This window comes from Pantoea sp. JV6 (genome assembly GCF_025910055.1).
Classification (GTDB): Bacteria; Pseudomonadota; Gammaproteobacteria; order Enterobacterales; family Enterobacteriaceae; genus Pantoea; species Pantoea agglomerans.
Genome location: NZ_JAPCIM010000020.1, coordinates 40,478 through 58,208, shown reverse-complemented (window position 1 = coordinate 58,208; position 17,731 = coordinate 40,478). Strand labels below are relative to the sequence as shown.

16 protein-coding genes and 1 riboswitch are annotated in these 17,731 nt (G+C 59.7%); of the genes, 6 read left to right on the top strand and 10 right to left on the bottom strand.

The features are described 5' to 3' along the window. Positions 1-8 precede the first annotated feature (8 nt). The 6 genes from kdpB to OK412_RS18735 form a co-directional block, all read right to left on the bottom strand. A complete protein-coding gene (kdpB, locus tag OK412_RS18760) occupies positions 9-2,057 on the bottom strand; it encodes a potassium-transporting ATPase subunit KdpB (protein ID WP_010671495.1) in 2,049 nt (682 codons plus the stop codon). Further along, positions 2,054-3,742 carry a potassium-transporting ATPase subunit KdpA gene (gene kdpA, locus OK412_RS18755; RefSeq protein WP_264353437.1) on the bottom strand — a complete coding sequence of 563 codons (1,689 nt, stop codon included), beginning with the start codon at positions 3,740-3,742 and terminating at the stop codon, positions 2,054-2,056. Before kdpA ends, kdpB begins: the two co-directional genes overlap by 4 nt. After that, positions 3,742-3,831: a K(+)-transporting ATPase subunit F gene (gene kdpF, locus OK412_RS18750; protein WP_010253443.1), complete on the bottom strand. Its 90-nt coding sequence runs from the start codon at positions 3,829-3,831 to the stop codon at positions 3,742-3,744. The genes kdpA and kdpF overlap by 1 nt, the downstream gene beginning before the upstream one ends. 108 nt (positions 3,832-3,939) lie before the next feature. Continuing rightward, complete coding sequence (locus OK412_RS18745; protein ID WP_010253446.1) at positions 3,940-5,106, bottom strand: HD-GYP domain-containing protein; 1,167 nt, start codon at positions 5,104-5,106, stop codon at positions 3,940-3,942. 159 nt (positions 5,107-5,265) lie between these two features. Next, complete coding sequence (locus OK412_RS18740) at positions 5,266-6,222, bottom strand: 2-hydroxyacid dehydrogenase (RefSeq protein ID WP_264353436.1); 957 nt, start codon at positions 6,220-6,222, stop codon at positions 5,266-5,268. Next, the gene (locus tag OK412_RS18735) at positions 6,203-7,594 is read right to left on the bottom strand and encodes an MFS transporter (RefSeq protein ID WP_010253452.1); all 1,392 of its coding nucleotides are present in this window, start codon (positions 7,592-7,594) and stop codon (positions 6,203-6,205) included. The genes OK412_RS18740 and OK412_RS18735 overlap by 20 nt, the downstream gene beginning before the upstream one ends. A gap of 420 nt (positions 7,595-8,014) precedes the next feature. Between OK412_RS18735 and OK412_RS18730 the strand changes: the two genes are divergently transcribed. Then, positions 8,015-8,932 (top strand): sugar ABC transporter substrate-binding protein, encoded by a 918-nt coding sequence (locus tag OK412_RS18730; RefSeq protein WP_010253455.1) that lies wholly within the window; start codon positions 8,015-8,017, stop codon positions 8,930-8,932. Positions 8,933-8,967: 35 nt separating this feature from the next. On the opposite strand, the gene OK412_RS18725 is transcribed toward OK412_RS18730, so the two are convergent. Beyond that, positions 8,968-9,468, bottom strand: a complete 501-nt coding sequence (locus OK412_RS18725) for a GNAT family N-acetyltransferase (protein ID WP_010253457.1) — start codon at positions 9,466-9,468, stop codon at positions 8,968-8,970. 72 nt (positions 9,469-9,540) lie between these two features. Between OK412_RS18725 and OK412_RS18720 the strand changes: the two genes are divergently transcribed. Next, positions 9,541-11,373: an ABC transporter ATP-binding protein gene (locus OK412_RS18720; protein WP_264353435.1), complete on the top strand. Its 1,833-nt coding sequence runs from the start codon at positions 9,541-9,543 to the stop codon at positions 11,371-11,373. On the opposite strand, the gene OK412_RS18715 is transcribed toward OK412_RS18720, so the two are convergent. Further along, positions 11,370-12,494, bottom strand: a complete 1,125-nt coding sequence (locus OK412_RS18715; RefSeq protein ID WP_154210957.1) for a GNAT family N-acetyltransferase — start codon at positions 12,492-12,494, stop codon at positions 11,370-11,372. The genes OK412_RS18720 and OK412_RS18715 overlap by 4 nt on opposite strands. 141 nt (positions 12,495-12,635) lie before the next feature. On the opposite strand from OK412_RS18715, the gene OK412_RS18710 reads away from it, so the two are divergent. From OK412_RS18710 to OK412_RS18700, 3 genes are all read left to right on the top strand, one after another. Beyond that, positions 12,636-13,547 carry a LysR family transcriptional regulator gene (locus OK412_RS18710; protein ID WP_132499631.1) on the top strand — a complete coding sequence of 304 codons (912 nt, stop codon included), beginning with the start codon at positions 12,636-12,638 and terminating at the stop codon, positions 13,545-13,547. A 98-nt stretch (positions 13,548-13,645) separates the two neighbouring features. Then, positions 13,646-14,587 carry a glutathione S-transferase family protein gene (locus OK412_RS18705; protein WP_263056791.1) on the top strand — a complete coding sequence of 314 codons (942 nt, stop codon included), beginning with the start codon at positions 13,646-13,648 and terminating at the stop codon, positions 14,585-14,587. Positions 14,588-14,597: 10 nt separating this feature from the next. Further along, positions 14,598-15,203, top strand: a complete 606-nt coding sequence (locus tag OK412_RS18700) for an alpha/beta hydrolase (protein ID WP_264353434.1) — start codon at positions 14,598-14,600, stop codon at positions 15,201-15,203. Here the strand turns inward: OK412_RS18700 and OK412_RS18695 are convergent. Together OK412_RS18695 and crcB are read right to left on the bottom strand one after the other, a co-directional pair. Further along, positions 15,200-16,015, bottom strand: coding sequence for a sugar phosphate isomerase/epimerase family protein (locus OK412_RS18695; protein ID WP_060681268.1), 816 nt, complete (start codon positions 16,013-16,015; stop codon positions 15,200-15,202). The genes OK412_RS18700 and OK412_RS18695 overlap by 4 nt on opposite strands. 132 nt (positions 16,016-16,147) lie before the next feature. Next, a complete protein-coding gene (gene crcB, locus OK412_RS18690) occupies positions 16,148-16,525 on the bottom strand; it encodes a fluoride efflux transporter CrcB (RefSeq protein ID WP_031593044.1) in 378 nt (125 codons plus the stop codon). An 88-nt stretch (positions 16,526-16,613) separates the two neighbouring features. Further along, a riboswitch (Fluoride riboswitch) is annotated at positions 16,614-16,689 on the bottom strand. 117 nt (positions 16,690-16,806) lie between these two features. Between crcB and OK412_RS18685 the strand changes: the two genes are divergently transcribed. Beyond that, complete coding sequence (locus OK412_RS18685) at positions 16,807-17,727, top strand: nucleoside hydrolase (RefSeq protein ID WP_264353433.1); 921 nt, start codon at positions 16,807-16,809, stop codon at positions 17,725-17,727. The last annotated feature ends 4 nt before the right edge of the window (positions 17,728-17,731 follow it).

The following is a 17,731-nucleotide window of genomic DNA, read 5'->3' as shown; positions in this document are numbered from 1 at the left end:
TTCTCTCCTCAGGCCATGCCTGAAAACACTAACAGCAGATCGATCGCTTTGATGCCGACAAACGGCACCAGCAGGCCACCCAGACCGTAAATCAGCAGGTTGCGGCGCAGCAGCGCAGCAGCGCTCAGTGGGCGGTAGCTGACGCCTTTCAGGGCCAGCGGGATCAGGAAGACAATCACCAGAGCGTTAAAGATCACCGCCGACAGAATCGCACTGGCTGGCGAGTGCAGGTGCATCACGTTAAGCATGTTGAGCTGCGGATAGGTCGCCGCAAACGCCGCCGGAATGATGGCGAAGTATTTCGCCACGTCGTTGGCGATACTGAAGGTGGTCAGCGAACCGCGCGTCATCAGCATCTGTTTACCGATATGCACCACTTCCAGCAGCTTGGTCGGGTTCGAGTCGAGATCGACCATGTTGCCCGCCTCTTTCGCCGCCTGGGTACCGGAGTTCATCGCCACCGCCACATCCGCCTGCGCCAGTGCTGGCGCATCGTTGGTGCCGTCGCCGGTCATCGCCACTAAACGCCCTTCCGCCTGATACTGGCGGATCAGCGCCAGCTTGGCTTCCGGCGTGGCCTCTGACAGGAAGTCATCCACGCCCGCTTCCGCGGCAATCGCTGCGGCCGTCAGCGGGTTATCGCCGGTGATCATCACCGTTTTGATACCCATTTTGCGCAGTTCGGCAAAGCGCTCTTTGATGCCACCTTTGACGATATCTTTCAGCGCCACCACGCCCAGCACGTTCGCGCCCTCTGACACCACCAGCGGCGTGCCGCCACTGCGTGCCACCTCTTCCACCTGCGCATTGACCTCGGCCGGGAAACGGCCATGGTTCGCTTCGATGTGGCGACGTACCGCATCGACCGCGCCTTTGCGGATCAGTCGATCCTGCACGTTCACGCCGCTCATGCGGGTCTGCGCAGAGAACGGAATAAAACTGGCACCCATGCTGCTGAGATCGCGCTCACGCAGATTAAATCGCTGTTTCGCCAGCACCACGATGCTGCGCCCTTCCGGCGTCTCATCGGCCAGCGAGGCGAGCTGAGCGGCGTCGGCCAGTTGCTCTTCACTGACGCCCGGCGCGGGCAGGAACTGGGTCGCCTGACGGTTACCCAGCGTGATGGTGCCGGTTTTGTCCAGCATCAGCACATCCACATCGCCCGCGGCTTCCACCGCACGCCCGCTGGTCGCAATGACGTTAGCACCCAGCATCCGGCTCATCCCCGCCACGCCAATCGCCGACAGTAAGCCGCCGATGGTGGTCGGGATCAGGCAGACCAGCAGCGCGACCAGCACCGTGATGCTGACCGGCGTTCCGCCCCATGCCGAGAACGGCCAGAGTGTCACGGTCGCCAGCAGGAACACGATGGTCAGTGACACCAGCAGGATGGTCAGAGCGATCTCATTCGGGGTTTTACGGCGTTTCGCGCCTTCCACCATGGCGATCATCCGGTCAAGGAAGGTTTCGCCCGGGTTGGCGCTACAGGTGATCACCAGCCAGTCAGAGAGAATGCGGGTCCCGCCGGTGACGGAGGCGAAGTCACCGCCCGACTCGCGGATCACCGGTGCGGACTCACCGGTAATGGCGCTCTCATCCACCGAGGCACCGCCTTCCATCACTTCACCGTCGCAGGGGATGATGTCGCCCGCTTCCACCAGCACGGCATCGCCTTTGCGCAGCTCATCGGCACTGACCTGCTGCCACTCGGCGCCATAGCGCGCCGCTGAGAGTTTTTTGGCAAAGCTGGTCTTTTTCACCCCTTTCAGGCTGCTGGCCTGGGCCTTACTGCGCCCTTCTGCCAGCGCCTCCGCCAGGTTGGCGAACAGCACGGTGAACCAGAGCCAGACCGCGATCGCCCCGGTAAAGCTGGCGCTGCCGCTGATCCGGCCGGTCAGCATCGCCAGCGCCAGCAGCGAGGTCAGAATGCTGCCGAGGTAGACTACAAACATCACCGGGTTACGGAACTGCACCCGGGGATCGAGCTTTTTCACTGCATCCCAGGCCGAGGTACGCAGCAATGCTGCGTCAAATAACGCCTGTTGTTGACGACTCATGAGGATTGTCCCTGAACAAGTTGCAGATGCTCAGCCACCGGGCCCAGCGCCAGAGCAGGAATAAAGGTCAGTGCACCCACCAGCAGCACCGTGCCAATCAGCAGTCCGATAAACAGCGGACCGTGGGTTGGCAGCGTGCCGTTACCCACCGGCTGCACTTTTTTCACCGCCATCGCACCGGCAATCGCCATCACCGGAATGATGATGCCGAAGCGGCCCAGCAGCATGCAGGCAGCCAGTAGCAGGTTCCAGAACGGCGTGTTAGCACTCAGGCCGGCAAAGGCGCTGCCGTTGTTGTTGGCCGCCGAGGAGACCGCGTAGAGCACTTCGCTGAAGCCGTGAATGCCGGGATTGGCCATGGCACTGCGTCCGGCGTCGGTCATCATCGCCAGTGCGGTACCGATCAGCACCAGCGCCGGTGTGACCAGAATCGCCAGCGCGGTCATCTTCATCTCCCAGACGTCGATTTTTTTGCCCAGGAATTCCGGGGTACGACCGATCATCAGCCCGGCGATAAACACCGCCAGCAGCACAAACAGCAGCATGCCGTAGAGACCGGCACCGACGCCGCCAAACACCACTTCGCCCAGCTGCATCAGCCACATCGGCACCATGCCGCCCAGCGCGGTAAAGGAGTCGTGCATGGCATTCACCGCACCGCAGGAGGCGGCGGTAGTGATAACCGCGAACAGGCTGCTGTTAAGAATGCCAAAGCGCGTCTCTTTACCTTCCATGTTGATGGCGCTGTCAGCACCCAGCTGGAGGAAGTGCGGGTTGCCCTGCAGTTCGGCCCACATGACGACCGATACCGCCGCCACAAACATCAGCGTCATCGCCCACAGCAGCATGTGGCCCTGACGACGGTCACGCACGCTTTCGCCAAACGCGAAGCAGAGCGCCGCCGGGATCAGGAAGATGCTCAGCATCTGCACCAGGTTAGTCAGCACCGTCGGGTTTTCAAATGGATGGGAGGAGTTGGCGTTAAAGAAGCCGCCACCGTTGGTGCCCAGCATTTTGATCGCTTCCTGCGACGCCACCGGCCCCATCGACAGTGTCTGCTGCACGCCTTCCAGCGTGGAGAAACTGTGATAAGGCGCGAAGTTCTGGATGCTGCCCTGGCTGACAAAGAACAGCGCCATCAGCAGGCTGATCGGCAGTAAGACATAGAGCGTGATGCGCGTCAGGTCGCGCCAGGCGTTACCCAGGGTCGCAGAGCTGCGATTAGCAAAGCCACGGATCAGCGCAAACGCCACGGCGATACCGGTCGCGGCTGAGAGGAAATTCTGCACCGTCAGGCCCACCATCTGACTGAAATAGCTCAGGGTGCTTTCGCCGCTGTAGGATTGCCAGTTGGTGTTGGTGACGAAGCTCACGGCGGTGTTCAGCGCCAGATGCCAGCTCAGGCCAGGCAGCTGCTGCGGATTCAGCGGCAGCGCGCCCTGCATCAGCAATAATGCCAGCAGCACCACGAAACCCAGCGCATTAAACAGCAGAATCGCCAGCAGGTAGTGCGGCCAGCGCATGTCCGATTGTTGCGCGCCCAGCAGTCGCCACAGCGGCGCTTCCAGGCGGGCAAACACCGGCTTGTCAGCCACTAACGACGCCAGACCCCGTCCGAGCGGCTGCGCCAGCACCATCAGCAGCAGCAGATAAAATGCGATGAGTAAAAAAGCATTGGCCGCCATCAGAAGGCCTCCGCATTTAACAGGGCATAGATCAGATAGCCCAGTAACAACACCACCAGCACAATGCCGGTTATTACGCCCACGCTCACAGGAACCTCCAGAGGATTGGATTTATGGCTTAGCTTGCGCGGAGGCGTATAAAGAAGGGGTTAAAATGCAGCGGGCGGGCGTAAAAATAGTGTAAAAATGGCGAAAAATCAGGCGACTTCCAGCGCCCAGATACGATTGAGATCGACGTTACCCCACAGCGTGCTGTCCTCTGCGCCCACAATGCTGTCGGTGCAGAAGCTGTCGCCGAGGTCGAGCTCTTCCGGTTTCACTTCACGCTGGGCGTGCAGCGACCAGAAGACATGCACGCAGGGACGCATCAGCGATTTTTCGCCCGCTTTCACCACCAGCGCCACCCGGCCGGAGGCCAGACGCACCAGCGATCCCACCGGATAGATGCCGATGGTCCGTACGAAGGTGTGCAGCAAGCCAGGGTCGAAATGGCCGCGCCAGCTCAGCATCTGGTGCATCGCCTCGGCGGGTGTCCAGCCGTTGCGATAGGAGCGGGTCGAGGTCACGGCATCATAGACATCGCACACCGCCGCCATGCGGGCGTAGAGCGAAATCGCCTCGCCTTTCAGGCGGTGCGGATAGCCGCTGCCATCATATTTTTCATGATGATGCAGGGTGATATCGAGCAGATCGTCATCGGCGTCGGCTTCTATCAGCATCTGCGCACCGACCACCGGATGCTCACGCATCACCCTGAACTCCTCTTCAGTCAGCTTGCCCGCTTTGTTCAGGATCGCCAGCGGCACGGCCGCTTTGCCGACATCATGCAGTAAACCGCCCATGCCCACCCGACGCAGCTCCTGCTCATCCAGTCCAAGTTTTTTACCCAGCGCAATCATCAGCCCGCAGACCGCCATGGAGTGCAGATAGGTGTAGTCATCATGATTTTTCAGTCGCGCCACGCTCAGCATGGCGGAGGGTTCACGCGTGATCGATCCGGCGATTTCATCCACCAGATCCATCATATAATCGAGCTTCAGGCCGTTACCCAGCCGCGCTTCGTTGAACATCGCCAGCACTTTCGGTTTGCCCTGTAAAAAGATCTGCTGTGCCTGATCCAGTTCCTGGAAAAACGGGGTGCGGCCAATGGTTCTCTTCGCGACCGTGGAGGCGATCGGCGCCTGCACCGATCGATCGAGGTCGATCCAGAGCTGGCGGATCCCTTCAGTGCGAAGCATGGCGATTTGTCGGGGATCGGTGATCAGCATCTCATTATGAATGCGCTGGTCTTTTATCCACCAGACCTCCAGCTTGTGGATAAACATCCCTGGGCGCAATTCATCAATGGTAATCAGCTTTATCACGCTATCACTCTTTAATATCAGCGGGTGGTAAGGTGATATCGGCAGCCGGACAAATTTTCTTCAGGCTGTTTTGTGCGAAGGTGAGGGTCTGGTGAGTGGTCAGAGGAGAGGCGTCCTGCCTCGCCCCGTATCAGCAGGGGGGTTAAGACGCCGCTGCGGTTACACTACCCGGGTCAGCACCGGCTCGCCACGGGCAAACGCCAGCATATTCTCAAAGACCAGGTCAGCCATCGCCGCCATGGTTTCGCGGGTGCTGCTGGCGATATGCGGCGTGATCACCACATTGTCGCGCTGGCGCAGTGCGTCAGGCACCTGCGGCTCCTGTTCAAACACATCCAGCCCGGCACCGGCGATCTGCCCGGTTTCCAGCGCATCCACCAGCGCCTGCTGATCCACCACGCTGCCGCGCGCAATGTTAATCAGATAGCCCTGCGGTCCCAGCGCCTGCAGTACTTCCGCATTGATAATGTGGCGCGTCGCGGCACCGCCCGGCAGGGTCAGCACCAGAAAATCGGCCTGCTGCGCCAGCGCCACCAGGCTCTCATGACGGGTGTAGGGCACATCGGGGCGTGAACGCGGGTTGTAATAGTGAATCGCCATATCAAACGCCTGCGCGCGCCTTGCTACCGCCTGACCGATATTGCCCAGCCCGACGATACCGCACACCTTGCCACCGATTTTGCTGCTCAGCGGAAAGCGGCCCTGCGTCCAGTGACCGGCGCGTGTGAAGCGATCGGCCTCGCTGATGCGGCGCGCCACATCCAGCAGCAGCGCCATCCCCAGATCGGCGACGCAATCATTGAGCACCTCCGGCGTGTTGGTCACCACAATGCCGCGCGACCGGGCGGCTTCCGTATCAATGCTGTCATAACCGACGCCGTTACTGCAGATCGCTTTCAGGTTTGGCAGCGCGGCGATCAGCGTGGCCGGAGCGCCCATTACCGCGTTGCCGCTGGTGACCAGCATGTCGATATCTGCGCCCTGCTCAGCCAGAAAGGCTGCCTCATCTTCCGCCTCCCACAGCCGGAACGCGGTGAACGTCTTTTCAATGTTCTCTATCAGCTGCGGCGGCAGGAATTTCCCTTTGATCAGCACATTACATTGCTTTAATGCCATCTTCTTTCTCCTGATTGTTATAGGATGCCGGGCGATCGCTCTCTTCACCGACGCGTTCAATCGGTCCCATCACCAGCAGGAACAGCAGCGCCGCTACCACGCAGTGTGCCGCCACAAACGCCAGCCCGATGCTGTAGCTGCCGGTCAGACCGACGATGATGCCGAACAGCAGCGGCGTGGTGAAACCGGCAATATTGCCGATGCCGTTAAAAATAGAGCCTGCCAGGCCCACCGCCTCTTTGGGTGCGGTGTCGCTGATCACCGTCCAGGTGCCTGCACCGGCCGCTATACCTTTACCGAAAAAGGCGAAGGACATAATGGCGATAATGCCGCTATTGCCCGGAATGATCGCCGCCAGCACCAGACTGGACGCCATCAGCATGCCGACGATATAGGGCGTTTTACGCGCCCAGGAGACGCTCCAGCCCCGGGCGATTAACTTGTCTGACAGATAGCCGCCGCTGATCCCGCCCAGAAAACCAAACAGCGCCGGAGCAACGGTGGCGAAGCCCGCCTCCATGATGTTCATGCCGCGCGCCTGCACCAGATAGATCGGAAACCAGGTAATAAAGAAGTAGCTGAGCGCGATGATGCAGTACTGACCGAGATAGGCGCACCAGAGCATGCGATTAGTGAGCAGCTTTCTGAACATCGCTTTACTGACCGGTGGCCGCGCTTTCAGCGTCTGCGCCGAGTCGATATCCACCAGCGCACCACCGTCGACGATGTGGCGCAGTTCACTCTCTGACACGCCAGGGTGATTGCGCGGCTCGCGCATCCAGGCAGCCCAGACAAACACCGCCAGCAGGCCGATGCCGCCCAGCACAAAGAACGGCCACTCCCAGCCAAAGCGCGACACCAGCCAGCCTGACAGCGGCGAGAAGATGGCGACGGCAAAATATTGCGCCGAGCTGAACAGTGATGAAGCCCGTCCCCGCTCTGCGCCAGGGAACCACATAATCACCACGCGCGCATTGGCGGGAAAACTGGGTGCCTCGATCAATCCCAGCATAAAGCGCAGACCAAACATCAGCATCAGCGCGCCGGTCATGCCGCTGGAGAACTCACCAACGAATCCCATCGCCAGCGTCGAGACTGACCAGAGCGCCAGCGTGACGCCATACACTTTTTTAGCCCCGAAGCGATCAAGAAACAGCCCGCCGGGGATCTGACCGATGACGTAGGCCCAGCTGAAGGCAGAGAGGATCAAGCCCAACTGGATCGCTGACAGGCCGAACTCCTCTTTGATCGCCGATCCGGAGATCGAGAGGATCGAACGGTCGGCATAAGCCACGACCGACAGAAAGAGGATCAGGCAGAGGATCCAGATGCGCACATGAGACGTCCGGTGAGTCGTTTGGTCTTTAAGCATGAGCTGAATTCCTTAAAAAGCGGCAGGTTGCGCCACGAGGTTTTTTTCAGGAATAACGCTGAGATTTCCCGCTTAAGGAAATATAGATAGGAGGCTAACGATGGATCATTGTGCGGATGTTGAGATCGTCAGGCCCGATTCAACGGTTTTCTGACAACCACCACAAAGGCCAGTGCGATGCTGCACAAAAGCGCAAAAAGCCGCGGCTGCCTGCCGCAGAGTGTGCGCCACGTCGAGGATTTCATCGGCGCTGGCAGCTATGACGCGGCGATTTTACGGCAAAGTGTGGCGGCGCTAGCAAGAGTGAAAAGGGCCGGTTGTCAAACCCGGCGACTGTTCATAAGCTGCAAATGATAATCTTTGTCCATTTTTATAATAAATGAAAAATCTATTCCACTCAGTTAACCTCGGGAGTCTGCAATGAAAAAACGTGCATGGGCAATACTCTGTCTGCTCTCTCTTTCCACGTCGGCGCTGGCAGAGAAAATTGGCGTCTCAATGGCCTATTTCGACCAGAACTTTCTGACCATTATCCGCCAGTCGATCGAGAAAGAGGCCAAAGCGCGTCAGCTGGATGCGCAGTTCGAAGATGCACGCGGCGACGTGGGCCGTCAGACCGATCAGGTGCAGAGCTTTATCAGTTCCGGGGTAGACGCGATTATCGTCGATCCGGTCGACTCCGCCAGCACCCCTGCCCTGACCAGACTGGCGCAGCAGGCTCACATTCCGCTGGTCTACGTTAACCGCACACCGGGCGATAAAACCCTGCCGCCGGGCGTGGTGTTTGTCGGCTCTGACGAACGCGAATCGGGCACGTTGCAGATGGAAGCGCTGGCGAAGCAGGCGGGTTATCGTGGCAGGGTCGCCATTATCATCGGTAACCTCAGCGATGCGGGTGCGCTGCAGCGCACCAAAGATGTCGAGCAGGTGGTAGCAAAGTATCCCGACATGAAAGTGGTGCTGAAGCAGACCGCAAACTATTCGCGTAATGAGGGCATGGATTTAATGCTCAACTGGCTGTCGAACGGGGAAGAGATCGATATTGTCGCCGCCAACAACGACGAAATGGCGATTGGCGCAACCATGGCGATTGCCCAGGCGAAACCGAAGAAAACCATCCTGGTGGGCGGCATTGATGCCACGCCGGATGGCCTGAAAGCCCTGGCAAGCGGCAAACTGGCCGTCACCGTGTTCCAGGATGCCGTGGGTCAGGGCAAAAAATCGGTCGAGGTGGCGCAGCAGATGATCAAAGGGGAAAAAGTCGATTCCCACCAGTGGATCCCGTTTGAACTGGTGACGCAGCAGAACATGCAGCAATACAGCAATAAAAATCCGTAATGAAAAGCGGAGCGGCAGCGCTGCCGCTCCGGTTATCACTTCTCGTGCAGCAGTTTCGCCATCATCACCACATCGCGCAGCTGACCGTCGCGCAGGGCGGCCTGGCGCATCACCCCTTCACGCTCAAAGCCCAGCCGCTCATAGAGCCGCAGCGCCCGTTCGTTGTCGTGAAACACCTCCAGCTCCATACGCGTAATCCCCAGCCAGTTACGGGAATAGTCGAGCGCGGTGCGGATCAGGCGCTCACCGACGCCGCGACCGGCGTAATCGGGATGCACGCCCAGCCCAAAGCTGATGCAGTGGCGGGTGCGCGGCTTGTTATCTACAAACAGCGTCAGCTCACCGGCCAGCACGCCCTCGATCTCCGCGACAAAGGCGATAAACCCCTCGGCATCCATTCTGGCGATTTTTTTCTCCCAGGTGGCAACGCTGGGAAACGGCAACTGCAGCGTCCAGGGATAGACATCGGGATGACTGTAGAGTCGCTGATAGGCGGCGGCATCCTGCGGTTCCCGTGCCCGAATAATGATTTCCATATTTTCTCCTTTTAGCCGAACGGGGTTCATGCACTAAGCTGTAGCTCTTTACCGGACGGAAAGAGTATCGCTATGTTGTATCGCCGTTTTGAGCGTTTTATCAATATTTTTCATGACGCGCCCACCGACTCGCCCCCCTCAACGGTCTGGTCGTTTTACCTCTACTACCTGCGGCAGGTCTGGCCGAGTTTCGCGGCACTGCTGCTAGTGGGACTGGCGTCAGCCCTGATTGAAGTGTCGCTGTTCAGCTATCTGAGCCGCATTATCGATATGGTCAATCACTCCACGCCCGCCACCCTGTTTCGGGATAACTGGCCGATACTGCTGTGGATGGGGGCGGTGGCGCTGATTCTGCGGCCGATTTTTATCGCCCTGCACGACATGCTGGTACATCAAAGCATCAGCCCGAGCATGACCAGCATGATCCGCTGGCAGAATCACAACTACGTGCTGCGCCAGAGCCTCAATTTCTTCCAGAACGATTTCGCGGGTCGCATCGCCCAGCGCATTATGCAGACCGGCAGTTCACTGCGCGATTCCGCGGTGCAACTGGTGGATGCCATCTGGCACGTGCTGATCTACGCGGTGACCTCGCTGGTGCTGTTTGCCGGTGCCGACTGGCGGCTGATGATCCCGCTGATTCTGTGGATGGTGGCCTACAGCGCCTCGCTGCGTTTCTTTGTGCCGCGCGTTAAAGCGCGTTCGGTGGTCTCCTCAGAGTCGCGATCTAAACTGATGGGCACCATTGTCGATGGTTATACCAACATCGCCACCATCAAGCTGTTCGCCCACAGCGATCTGGAACGGCAGTATGCGCGTGAGGCGATTCAGGAGCAGACCGAAAAAACCCAGAACGCCGGTCGCATGGTCACCAGCATGGATCTGACGCTGTCGGCGCTGAACGGCCTGCTGATTGTCTCGACCTCCGGGCTGGCGCTGTGGTTATGGAGCCAGTCGCTGATTAGCGTCGGGGCGATTGCGCTGGCGACCGGTCTGGTCATCCGCCTGGTGAATATGTCCGGCTGGATCATGTGGGTGGTCAATGGCATTTTCGAAAATATTGGTACGGTACAGGATGGCCTGAAAACCATCGCGCAGCCGCTGAGCGTGCAGGATGCGCCGCAGGCGAAGCAGCTTAAGGTGACGCGCGGCAACATCCGTTTTGAGGATGTGCGCTTCGATTATGGCGGTGGCCGTCAGGTGATTAACGGCTTTAACCTCGACATCAAACCTGGCGAGAAGATTGGGCTGATTGGTCCCTCGGGCGCCGGTAAATCGACGCTGGTGAACCTGCTGCTGCGCCTCTATGACCTGAACGCGGGGCGGATTGTGATCGACGATCAGGATATCGCCGCCGTGACGCAGGAGAGCCTGCGTAGCCAGATTGGTATGATTACGCAGGACACCTCGCTGCTGCACCGCTCAATCCGTGAAAACCTGCTGTATGGTCGTCCCGACGCCAGCGAAGAGGAGCTGCAGCTTGCGATTCACCGCGCCCGCGCCGATGAGTTTATCCCGCTGCTCTCCGACTCGCTGGGCCGTACCGGGCTGGATGCGCACGTGGGCGAGCGCGGCGTGAAACTGTCGGGCGGTCAGCGTCAGCGTGTGGCGATAGCCCGCGTGCTGCTGAAGGATGCGCCGGTTCTGATCATGGATGAGGCCACCTCGGCGCTCGACTCCGAAGTAGAAGCGGCGATTCAGGAGAGCCTGGAGTCACTGATGCAGGGCAAAACCGTTATCGCCATCGCGCACCGCCTGTCGACCATCGCGAAGATGGATCGGCTGGTGGTGCTGGATAAAGGCGGCATTGCCGAGATGGGCAGCCATCACGAGCTGCTGGCGCAAAACGGTCTCTATGCCCGGCTGTGGCAGCATCAGACCGGCGGTTTTGTCGGCATCGATTAATCGCCGCGTCGATAGGGTAAGGCGTCGCGGGCTTCTTCCACCCAGCCGCGCACGCCTTCCCGCTCCTGCACCAGAAAATCAGCGACGGCATCACGCAGGCCGGGATGCAGCAGATAGTGCCAGGAGTGGGTAATCTGCGGCTCAAAGCCGCGCACCAGCTTATGCTCGCCCTGCGCGCCGGCATCAAACCGCGTCAGCCCCTCATCAAGGGCCAAATCCATTCCCTGATAGAAACAGGTTTCAAAGTGCAGCCGGTCAAACTCCGCCAGACAGCCCCAGTAGCGGCCATAGAGCGCATTGCTGTCCCGCAGATAAAACGCCATGGCGGCCGGTTGCTGCTGTAAACGGGCGATCACCACCACAATGTTCTGCGGCATGCGTTCCGCCAGCAGGCTGAAAAAGTCACGCGTCAGATAGGGACGCTGACCGCGCACCGCATAGGTGTTGGCGTAACAGGTATAGACAAAATCCCACTGATCTTCGCGCAGCTGATAGCCCAGGTAGCGGTCAAACTCAAAGCCGCTCTGCATCACCTGCTCACGCTCTTTACGCAGCTGTTTGCGCTTGCGCGACATCAGCGAATCCAGGAAATCCTGAAAATCGCGGTAGCCACGGTTATGCCAGTGATACTGACAGCCGAGCCGGGAGAGCCAGTCGGGCTGATCGGCCAGCAGCTGGTTAGCCTGCGCATCGGTAAAGTTGATATGTGCCCCGCTTAAGCCCTGCTGTAACAGGCTCTCAGGCAGGGCCGACAGCAGTTGCGCCGCGGCAGCGGTTTCACCCAGCAGGCGCGCGCCGCTGACCGGGCTGAAGGGGATCGCGCCCAGCCATTTCGGGTAGTAGCGGATCCCGGCGCGCTGGCTGGCATCCGCCCAGGCGTGATCAAAGACGTACTCGCCCTGTGAATGGCGTTTGCGGTAGCCTGGCAGCGCGGCGCGGGTCACCCCCTCCTCCCGCCACAGCAGATGATCGGGCTGCCAGCCCGCCTCTAACCGCACGCTGCCGCTCTGTTCTAACGTGAGCAGAAAGGCGTGGCGCAAAAAGGGCTGGTCATCAGGCAACAGCGCATCCCACTCGGCGGCCGGGATCTCCGCCAGTGACGTCAGGTGAATCAGCGACATGAATTACTCCAGAGAACGTCGGGCAGAGAGTCAGTCAAGCAGGTTTTCCGCGTCAGCGAAAGGGTTAAGGCACGCAAAGTGAAGGCTGCATCGCCTGGCCGCAGCTTCTATACTGCGACTTTATCTCCACAGGACACCGCCATGGATCGACTCGATTGTGACCGGATGTTTGTCACGGTGCTGGAAACCGGCAGCTTTTCTGCGGCGGCGTTACGTCTCGGCACCAGCAGCAGTCAGGCTTCCAAGCTGGTTTCAAAGCTGGAGCAGCGGCTCGGCGTCCAGCTGTTTAAGCGCAGCACGCGCGCCCTGTCGCCCACCGATGTCGGGCGCAGCTATTATGAGCGGGTCAAAAACCTGCTCGATGCGTTTGAGACGCTGGATGCCAGCGTGCGTGAAAGCGCCACCACGCCTACCGGCAGGCTGAAAATCAGCGCACCCGGCTCCTTTGGTACTGTGGTGTTGTCTGAGGTGCTGGTGGCGTTTGCCCGACGCTATCCGCTGATTGAACTGGATGTCAGCTTTTCAGACCGGTCCGTCAACATCGTCGATGAAGGCTTTGATATGGCGATCCGTATCGGCACCCTCAGCGACAGCAGCCTGGTCGCGCGCAAGCTGGGTGAGGTGCATGTGCGCATCGCCGCCTCGCCGGTCTATCTTGAGCAGTTTGGCACGCCGCAGCACTGGCGCGAGATGCCCCAGCATCAGTGCATCATCGACACCAATTTTCGCGATCCCTGGCACTGGCCGTTTGCCGGCGGCGGCGGCGGCGGCGGCGGCGAGATTGTCACCGTACCGGTCCGCGGGCGTCTGCGCTTCGCCAACACCGAAGCCTGCCTGCAGGCCGCGATGGCCGGACTGGGCATTGCGCGGCTGCCCGGTTTTATCGCGGCTCCCGCGCTGCAACGCGGTGAGATTGTCCGGCTGCTGGAGAATTTTGACACGCCACCACTTGGCCTGTTTGCGGTTTATCCTCCCGCCCGTCATCTGGCACACCGGGCGCGCCTGCTTATCGACTTCCTGGTGAGCCACTTTACCCGTTTTCCGCCCGCGTAATTTCTTCCAGAATGGAAGAAATGATTGTCTTTATAAACGGATTATCAGCCGTTTAGTCATCAGTTAAGCTGCTTCTCACATTACAGAGGAGTCGCGCGATGTTAGTAGAAGGCAAATGGAGTAGTGACTGGCACCCGGTGCAGTCGACCGATAAACAGGGCGGATTTGTCCGTCAGACGTCCGGTTTCCGGCATTTTATCAGCAGCGATGGCTCCACTGAATTTGCGGCAGAAGCGGATCGCTACCACCTCTATGTGGCGCTGATCTGTCCATGGGCGTCGCGCGCGTTAATTGCCCGCAAGCTCAAAGGGCTGGAGTCGCTGATTAGCGTGACGGTGGTTGAACCGCAGCTCGGTGCCCAGGGCTGGCGCTTTGGCAATTTTCCCGGCGCACAGCAGGACCCGCTGAATCACGCGCAGTACCTGCATGAAATCTATACCCGCGTCGCGCCCGATTACACGGGCCGGGCCACCGTGCCGGTCTTGTGGGACAAGAAAACCGGCACCATCGTCAGCAACGAGTCCGCTGACATTGTGCGTATGTTCAACAGCGGCTTTGGCGATCTGGCCGATAACCGCATCGACCTCTATCCCGCCGCGCTGCGCCCGGAGATTGATGCGCTGAATGAGAGTCTCTATCCGCGTCTGAATAATGGTGTCTATCGCGCCGGGTTCGCGACGACATCAATCAGCTATCAGCAGGCCTTTAACGACGTCTTCAGCCAGCTCGACGAACTGGAAGCCCTGCTCAGCGATGGTCGCACCTTCCTGCTGGGTGAACGGCTGACTGAAACCGATATTCGCCTGTTCGTCACCCTGATTCGCTTTGACGTCGCCTATCATGGCCTGTTCAAATGCAACCTGCGCCGGATACGCGACTATACGCTGCTGAATCGCTATCTTAAGAGCATGCTGTCAGTCTCCGGCGTGCGTGAGACGGTCAACATCGATCATATCAAACAGGGTTACTACTCAATCAAGGCACTGAACCCGAACGGGATCGTTCCGGCAGGCCCGGATCTGAGCGAGTACGGTCTTTAAAGGAGCAATAATGGCAAAAGCACTGGTAATTTTTCTGCATGGCGTAGGCAGTAACGGCGACGATCTGGCACCGATTGGCCGTCACTGGGCGACGCTGTTGCCGGATGTGATTTTTGCCTCACCCAATGCGCCCGAACGTTTTGCCGCCGGTTTTGGCTGGCAGTGGTTCAGCCTGGAGGAGGTGACGCCAGAGAACCGGCCAGGTCGGGTACGGGCCGCGCGGGCGGCGTTTGACGCGACCCTCAGCGACGTTATCGCACAGCACGGCTTCGCCGACCGCTGGCAGGATGTGGTGCTGGTCGGCTTTTCACAGGGGTCGATCATGGCGCTGGATGCGCTGGCATCTGGCCGTTATCCGCTGGCGGGCGTGGTCGCCTTTTCGGGTCGTCTGGCGGTTGACGGTGAGCTGACGCCACAGCCTCATCTGCCCGCGCTGCTGATCCACGGCAAGGCCGATGAGGTGATTCCGTGGCAGGAGAGCGAATCTGCCGCAGCACGACTCAGAGCCGCATTGGTGCCGGTAGAAGCGCGATTTGAACCCGCCACCGGCCACACCATCTCCGCTCAGGGTGCCATGCACGCCGCCGCGTTTATCGGGCAGTGCTTACAGGATTAACCCCAGCAGCGCTTTAATGCCTGCCAGGCATGACGGGCAGCAACCTCAGGCGGCAGGCGTTTCAGCGCATCATTAAAGACTTCAATGCCCACCGGCCCCTGATAGCCCGCGCTTTTGAGCTTATCGACAAAGCGTTCAATGTCGATAATGCCATCGCCGGGCAGCAGACGCTGGTGCTTCGCCATCGCCATCAGGCTCTGCTTATCCTGCGCGGGAACGGCGGCCATGTCACACAGCTGTACTTCATAAATGCGATCGGCAGGGATACCGTCCAGCTGTGAGGCGTCGCCGCCCAGTGCGCAGATATGGAACAGATCGACCACCAGCCCGATATTGGGCTGATCGAGCCGCTGCAATCGCTGCCACGCCAGCGGCAGGGTGTTATCCACGCTGCACCAGGCCATCGGCTCATACATAATGCGCATGTTGTAGCGCGCAGCTTCAGAGGCCATCCAGCGCAGGTCATCATCAATCTGGTCGGCGCAGCAATCCTCACGGGTGCTGGCCGGCGCCTGAATGGTGTCGCAGCCCAGCGCCTGGGCAATCTGAATAAACTGGCGCAGCTCTTCGCGCTTCTGTCCGCGCAACGCACTGGGTGCCCCGGTGAAATCGCGCAGCACCTGGAGATTGGTAAAGCCAGGTCCCTGCCGGGCAGCGATCTCAGCCAGTGCCGCCGCGCCGCCCTCGCACGCCTCGACATCCTCGCGCCAGATCTCCACCTGATCGAAACCGGCGTCACGCGCCGCCTGGAGCTTCTGGCCGGGTTCACCGTTTAACAGCACCAGGTTAAGGAATGTGGGGTTAGTTCGCATTGCTCGGCTCCTTAATCGTCCGGAATAATCGGTGACGTTCAGCTTCTGCGCCCGTTCATGCGGGATGGTCGGGCGTAAAACCTGAAACAGTATCTACCTCTTAAGGAGTATGACAAGCGCCGCTTAGCCGGATCAGCCCAGCATCGTGACCAGTGCGAAACCGGCAAACGCCATCAGCAGCGAACCGATCACATGCACCAGCGCGCTGGTCATCGCCCAGAGATAGTTCCCTGATTGTAGCAACCCCATTAATTCCGCCGTAAAAGAGGAGAAGGTGGTCAGCCCGCCGCACAGTCCGGTGACGATCAGCAGTTTCCAGATCGGGTCGATGTCGGGATGGCGAACAAACCAGGCCATCGCGCCGCCGATCACCAGACCGCCGATCAGATTCACCAGCAGTGTGCCAGGTGGCAGATTGGGAAAGAGCGCATTAAAGCGCATCGCAAAGAGCCAGCGCAGTACACAGCCGGCAGAGCCGCCGATCATCACAGCCAATAACGGTTTCAACATGTCTTGCTCCTGATTGCAGATTGACGCCGGGCTGAGGGGGAAAGGCAGAGATAAACTGCGCCTGACACCTCAGCTCCCGCGAAAGGATTGAGTGTCAGGCGTCATCAGCCGGTGTAAAGCCCACCGGCGGTTGGGAAAGGTGGCACGCCATCACCTTGAGCCGGTGATAATACGACGCCCGTTTCAGGCTGGCAACAGTGAGGTCATGGCGGCTGAAAACCTTGACGCGCACGCCACAGACGGAGTAATGCTGATGGTTTACAGCCTGTTGCGGAGACCCTATGCGTACCCTGATTTTTGATACCGATATCGGCGTGGATGACGCCTTTGCGCTGGCCTATGCGGCGCGGACGCAGCATCTGCTGGGGATTACCACGGTCTTCGGCAACGTGGCGGTGGGTCAGGCGGTGAAAAATGCCCGACTGTTTTGCGGGAAAATGGCGATTAACGCGGAGGTCTATCGCGGCTGTTCACGACCGCTGGCGCTGCCACCCTCTGCGCCTGCCAGACTGCACGGTGAAGATGGGCTGGGCGATGCGTTTGATAATGCGTGCAGCGAACAGGCGCCGGGCGCGGTGCAGTTTATTATCGACAGCGTGCGGGCGCAGCCGCATCAGATCACCCTGGTGGCGATTGGTCCGCTGACCAATATCGCCACGGCCATTAATCAGGCGCCGGATATTATTCCGCTGGTAAAAGAGCTGGTGATCATGGGCGGCGCATTTGGCACCGACGGGCACAGTGGCAACGTGACGCCCTTCAGCGAATTTAATATCTGGAAAGATCCGCATGCTGCCGATCAGGTGCTCGCCTCGGCGCTGAACGTGGTGGTGATCCCGCTGGATGTCACACACAAGGTGCTGATCAGCGGCGATGAGGTTCAGCGTCTGAATCAGCCGGTGCTGAGTGCGATCTGTCGCCCTTACCTGGCTTACAGTCTGGAGAAAGAGGGATTCGAGGGTATGGCGCTGCACGACACCCTGGCGGTGGCGTGGCTCATTCTGCCACAGGTGTTTACCCTGACCGAAAGCCCGCTTCGGGTGATCACGGAGGGCATCGCCTGCGGTCAGACGGTGCGTAAGCTGAGCGCGCTGGCCTCCCGCCAGGATCCCTTTAACGGCCTGCCCGCCCAGCGTATCGCACTTGGCGTGGATGCTGACGCGGTGCGGGCGCACTTCTTTCAGACCCTCACCGCGCCCTGAACCA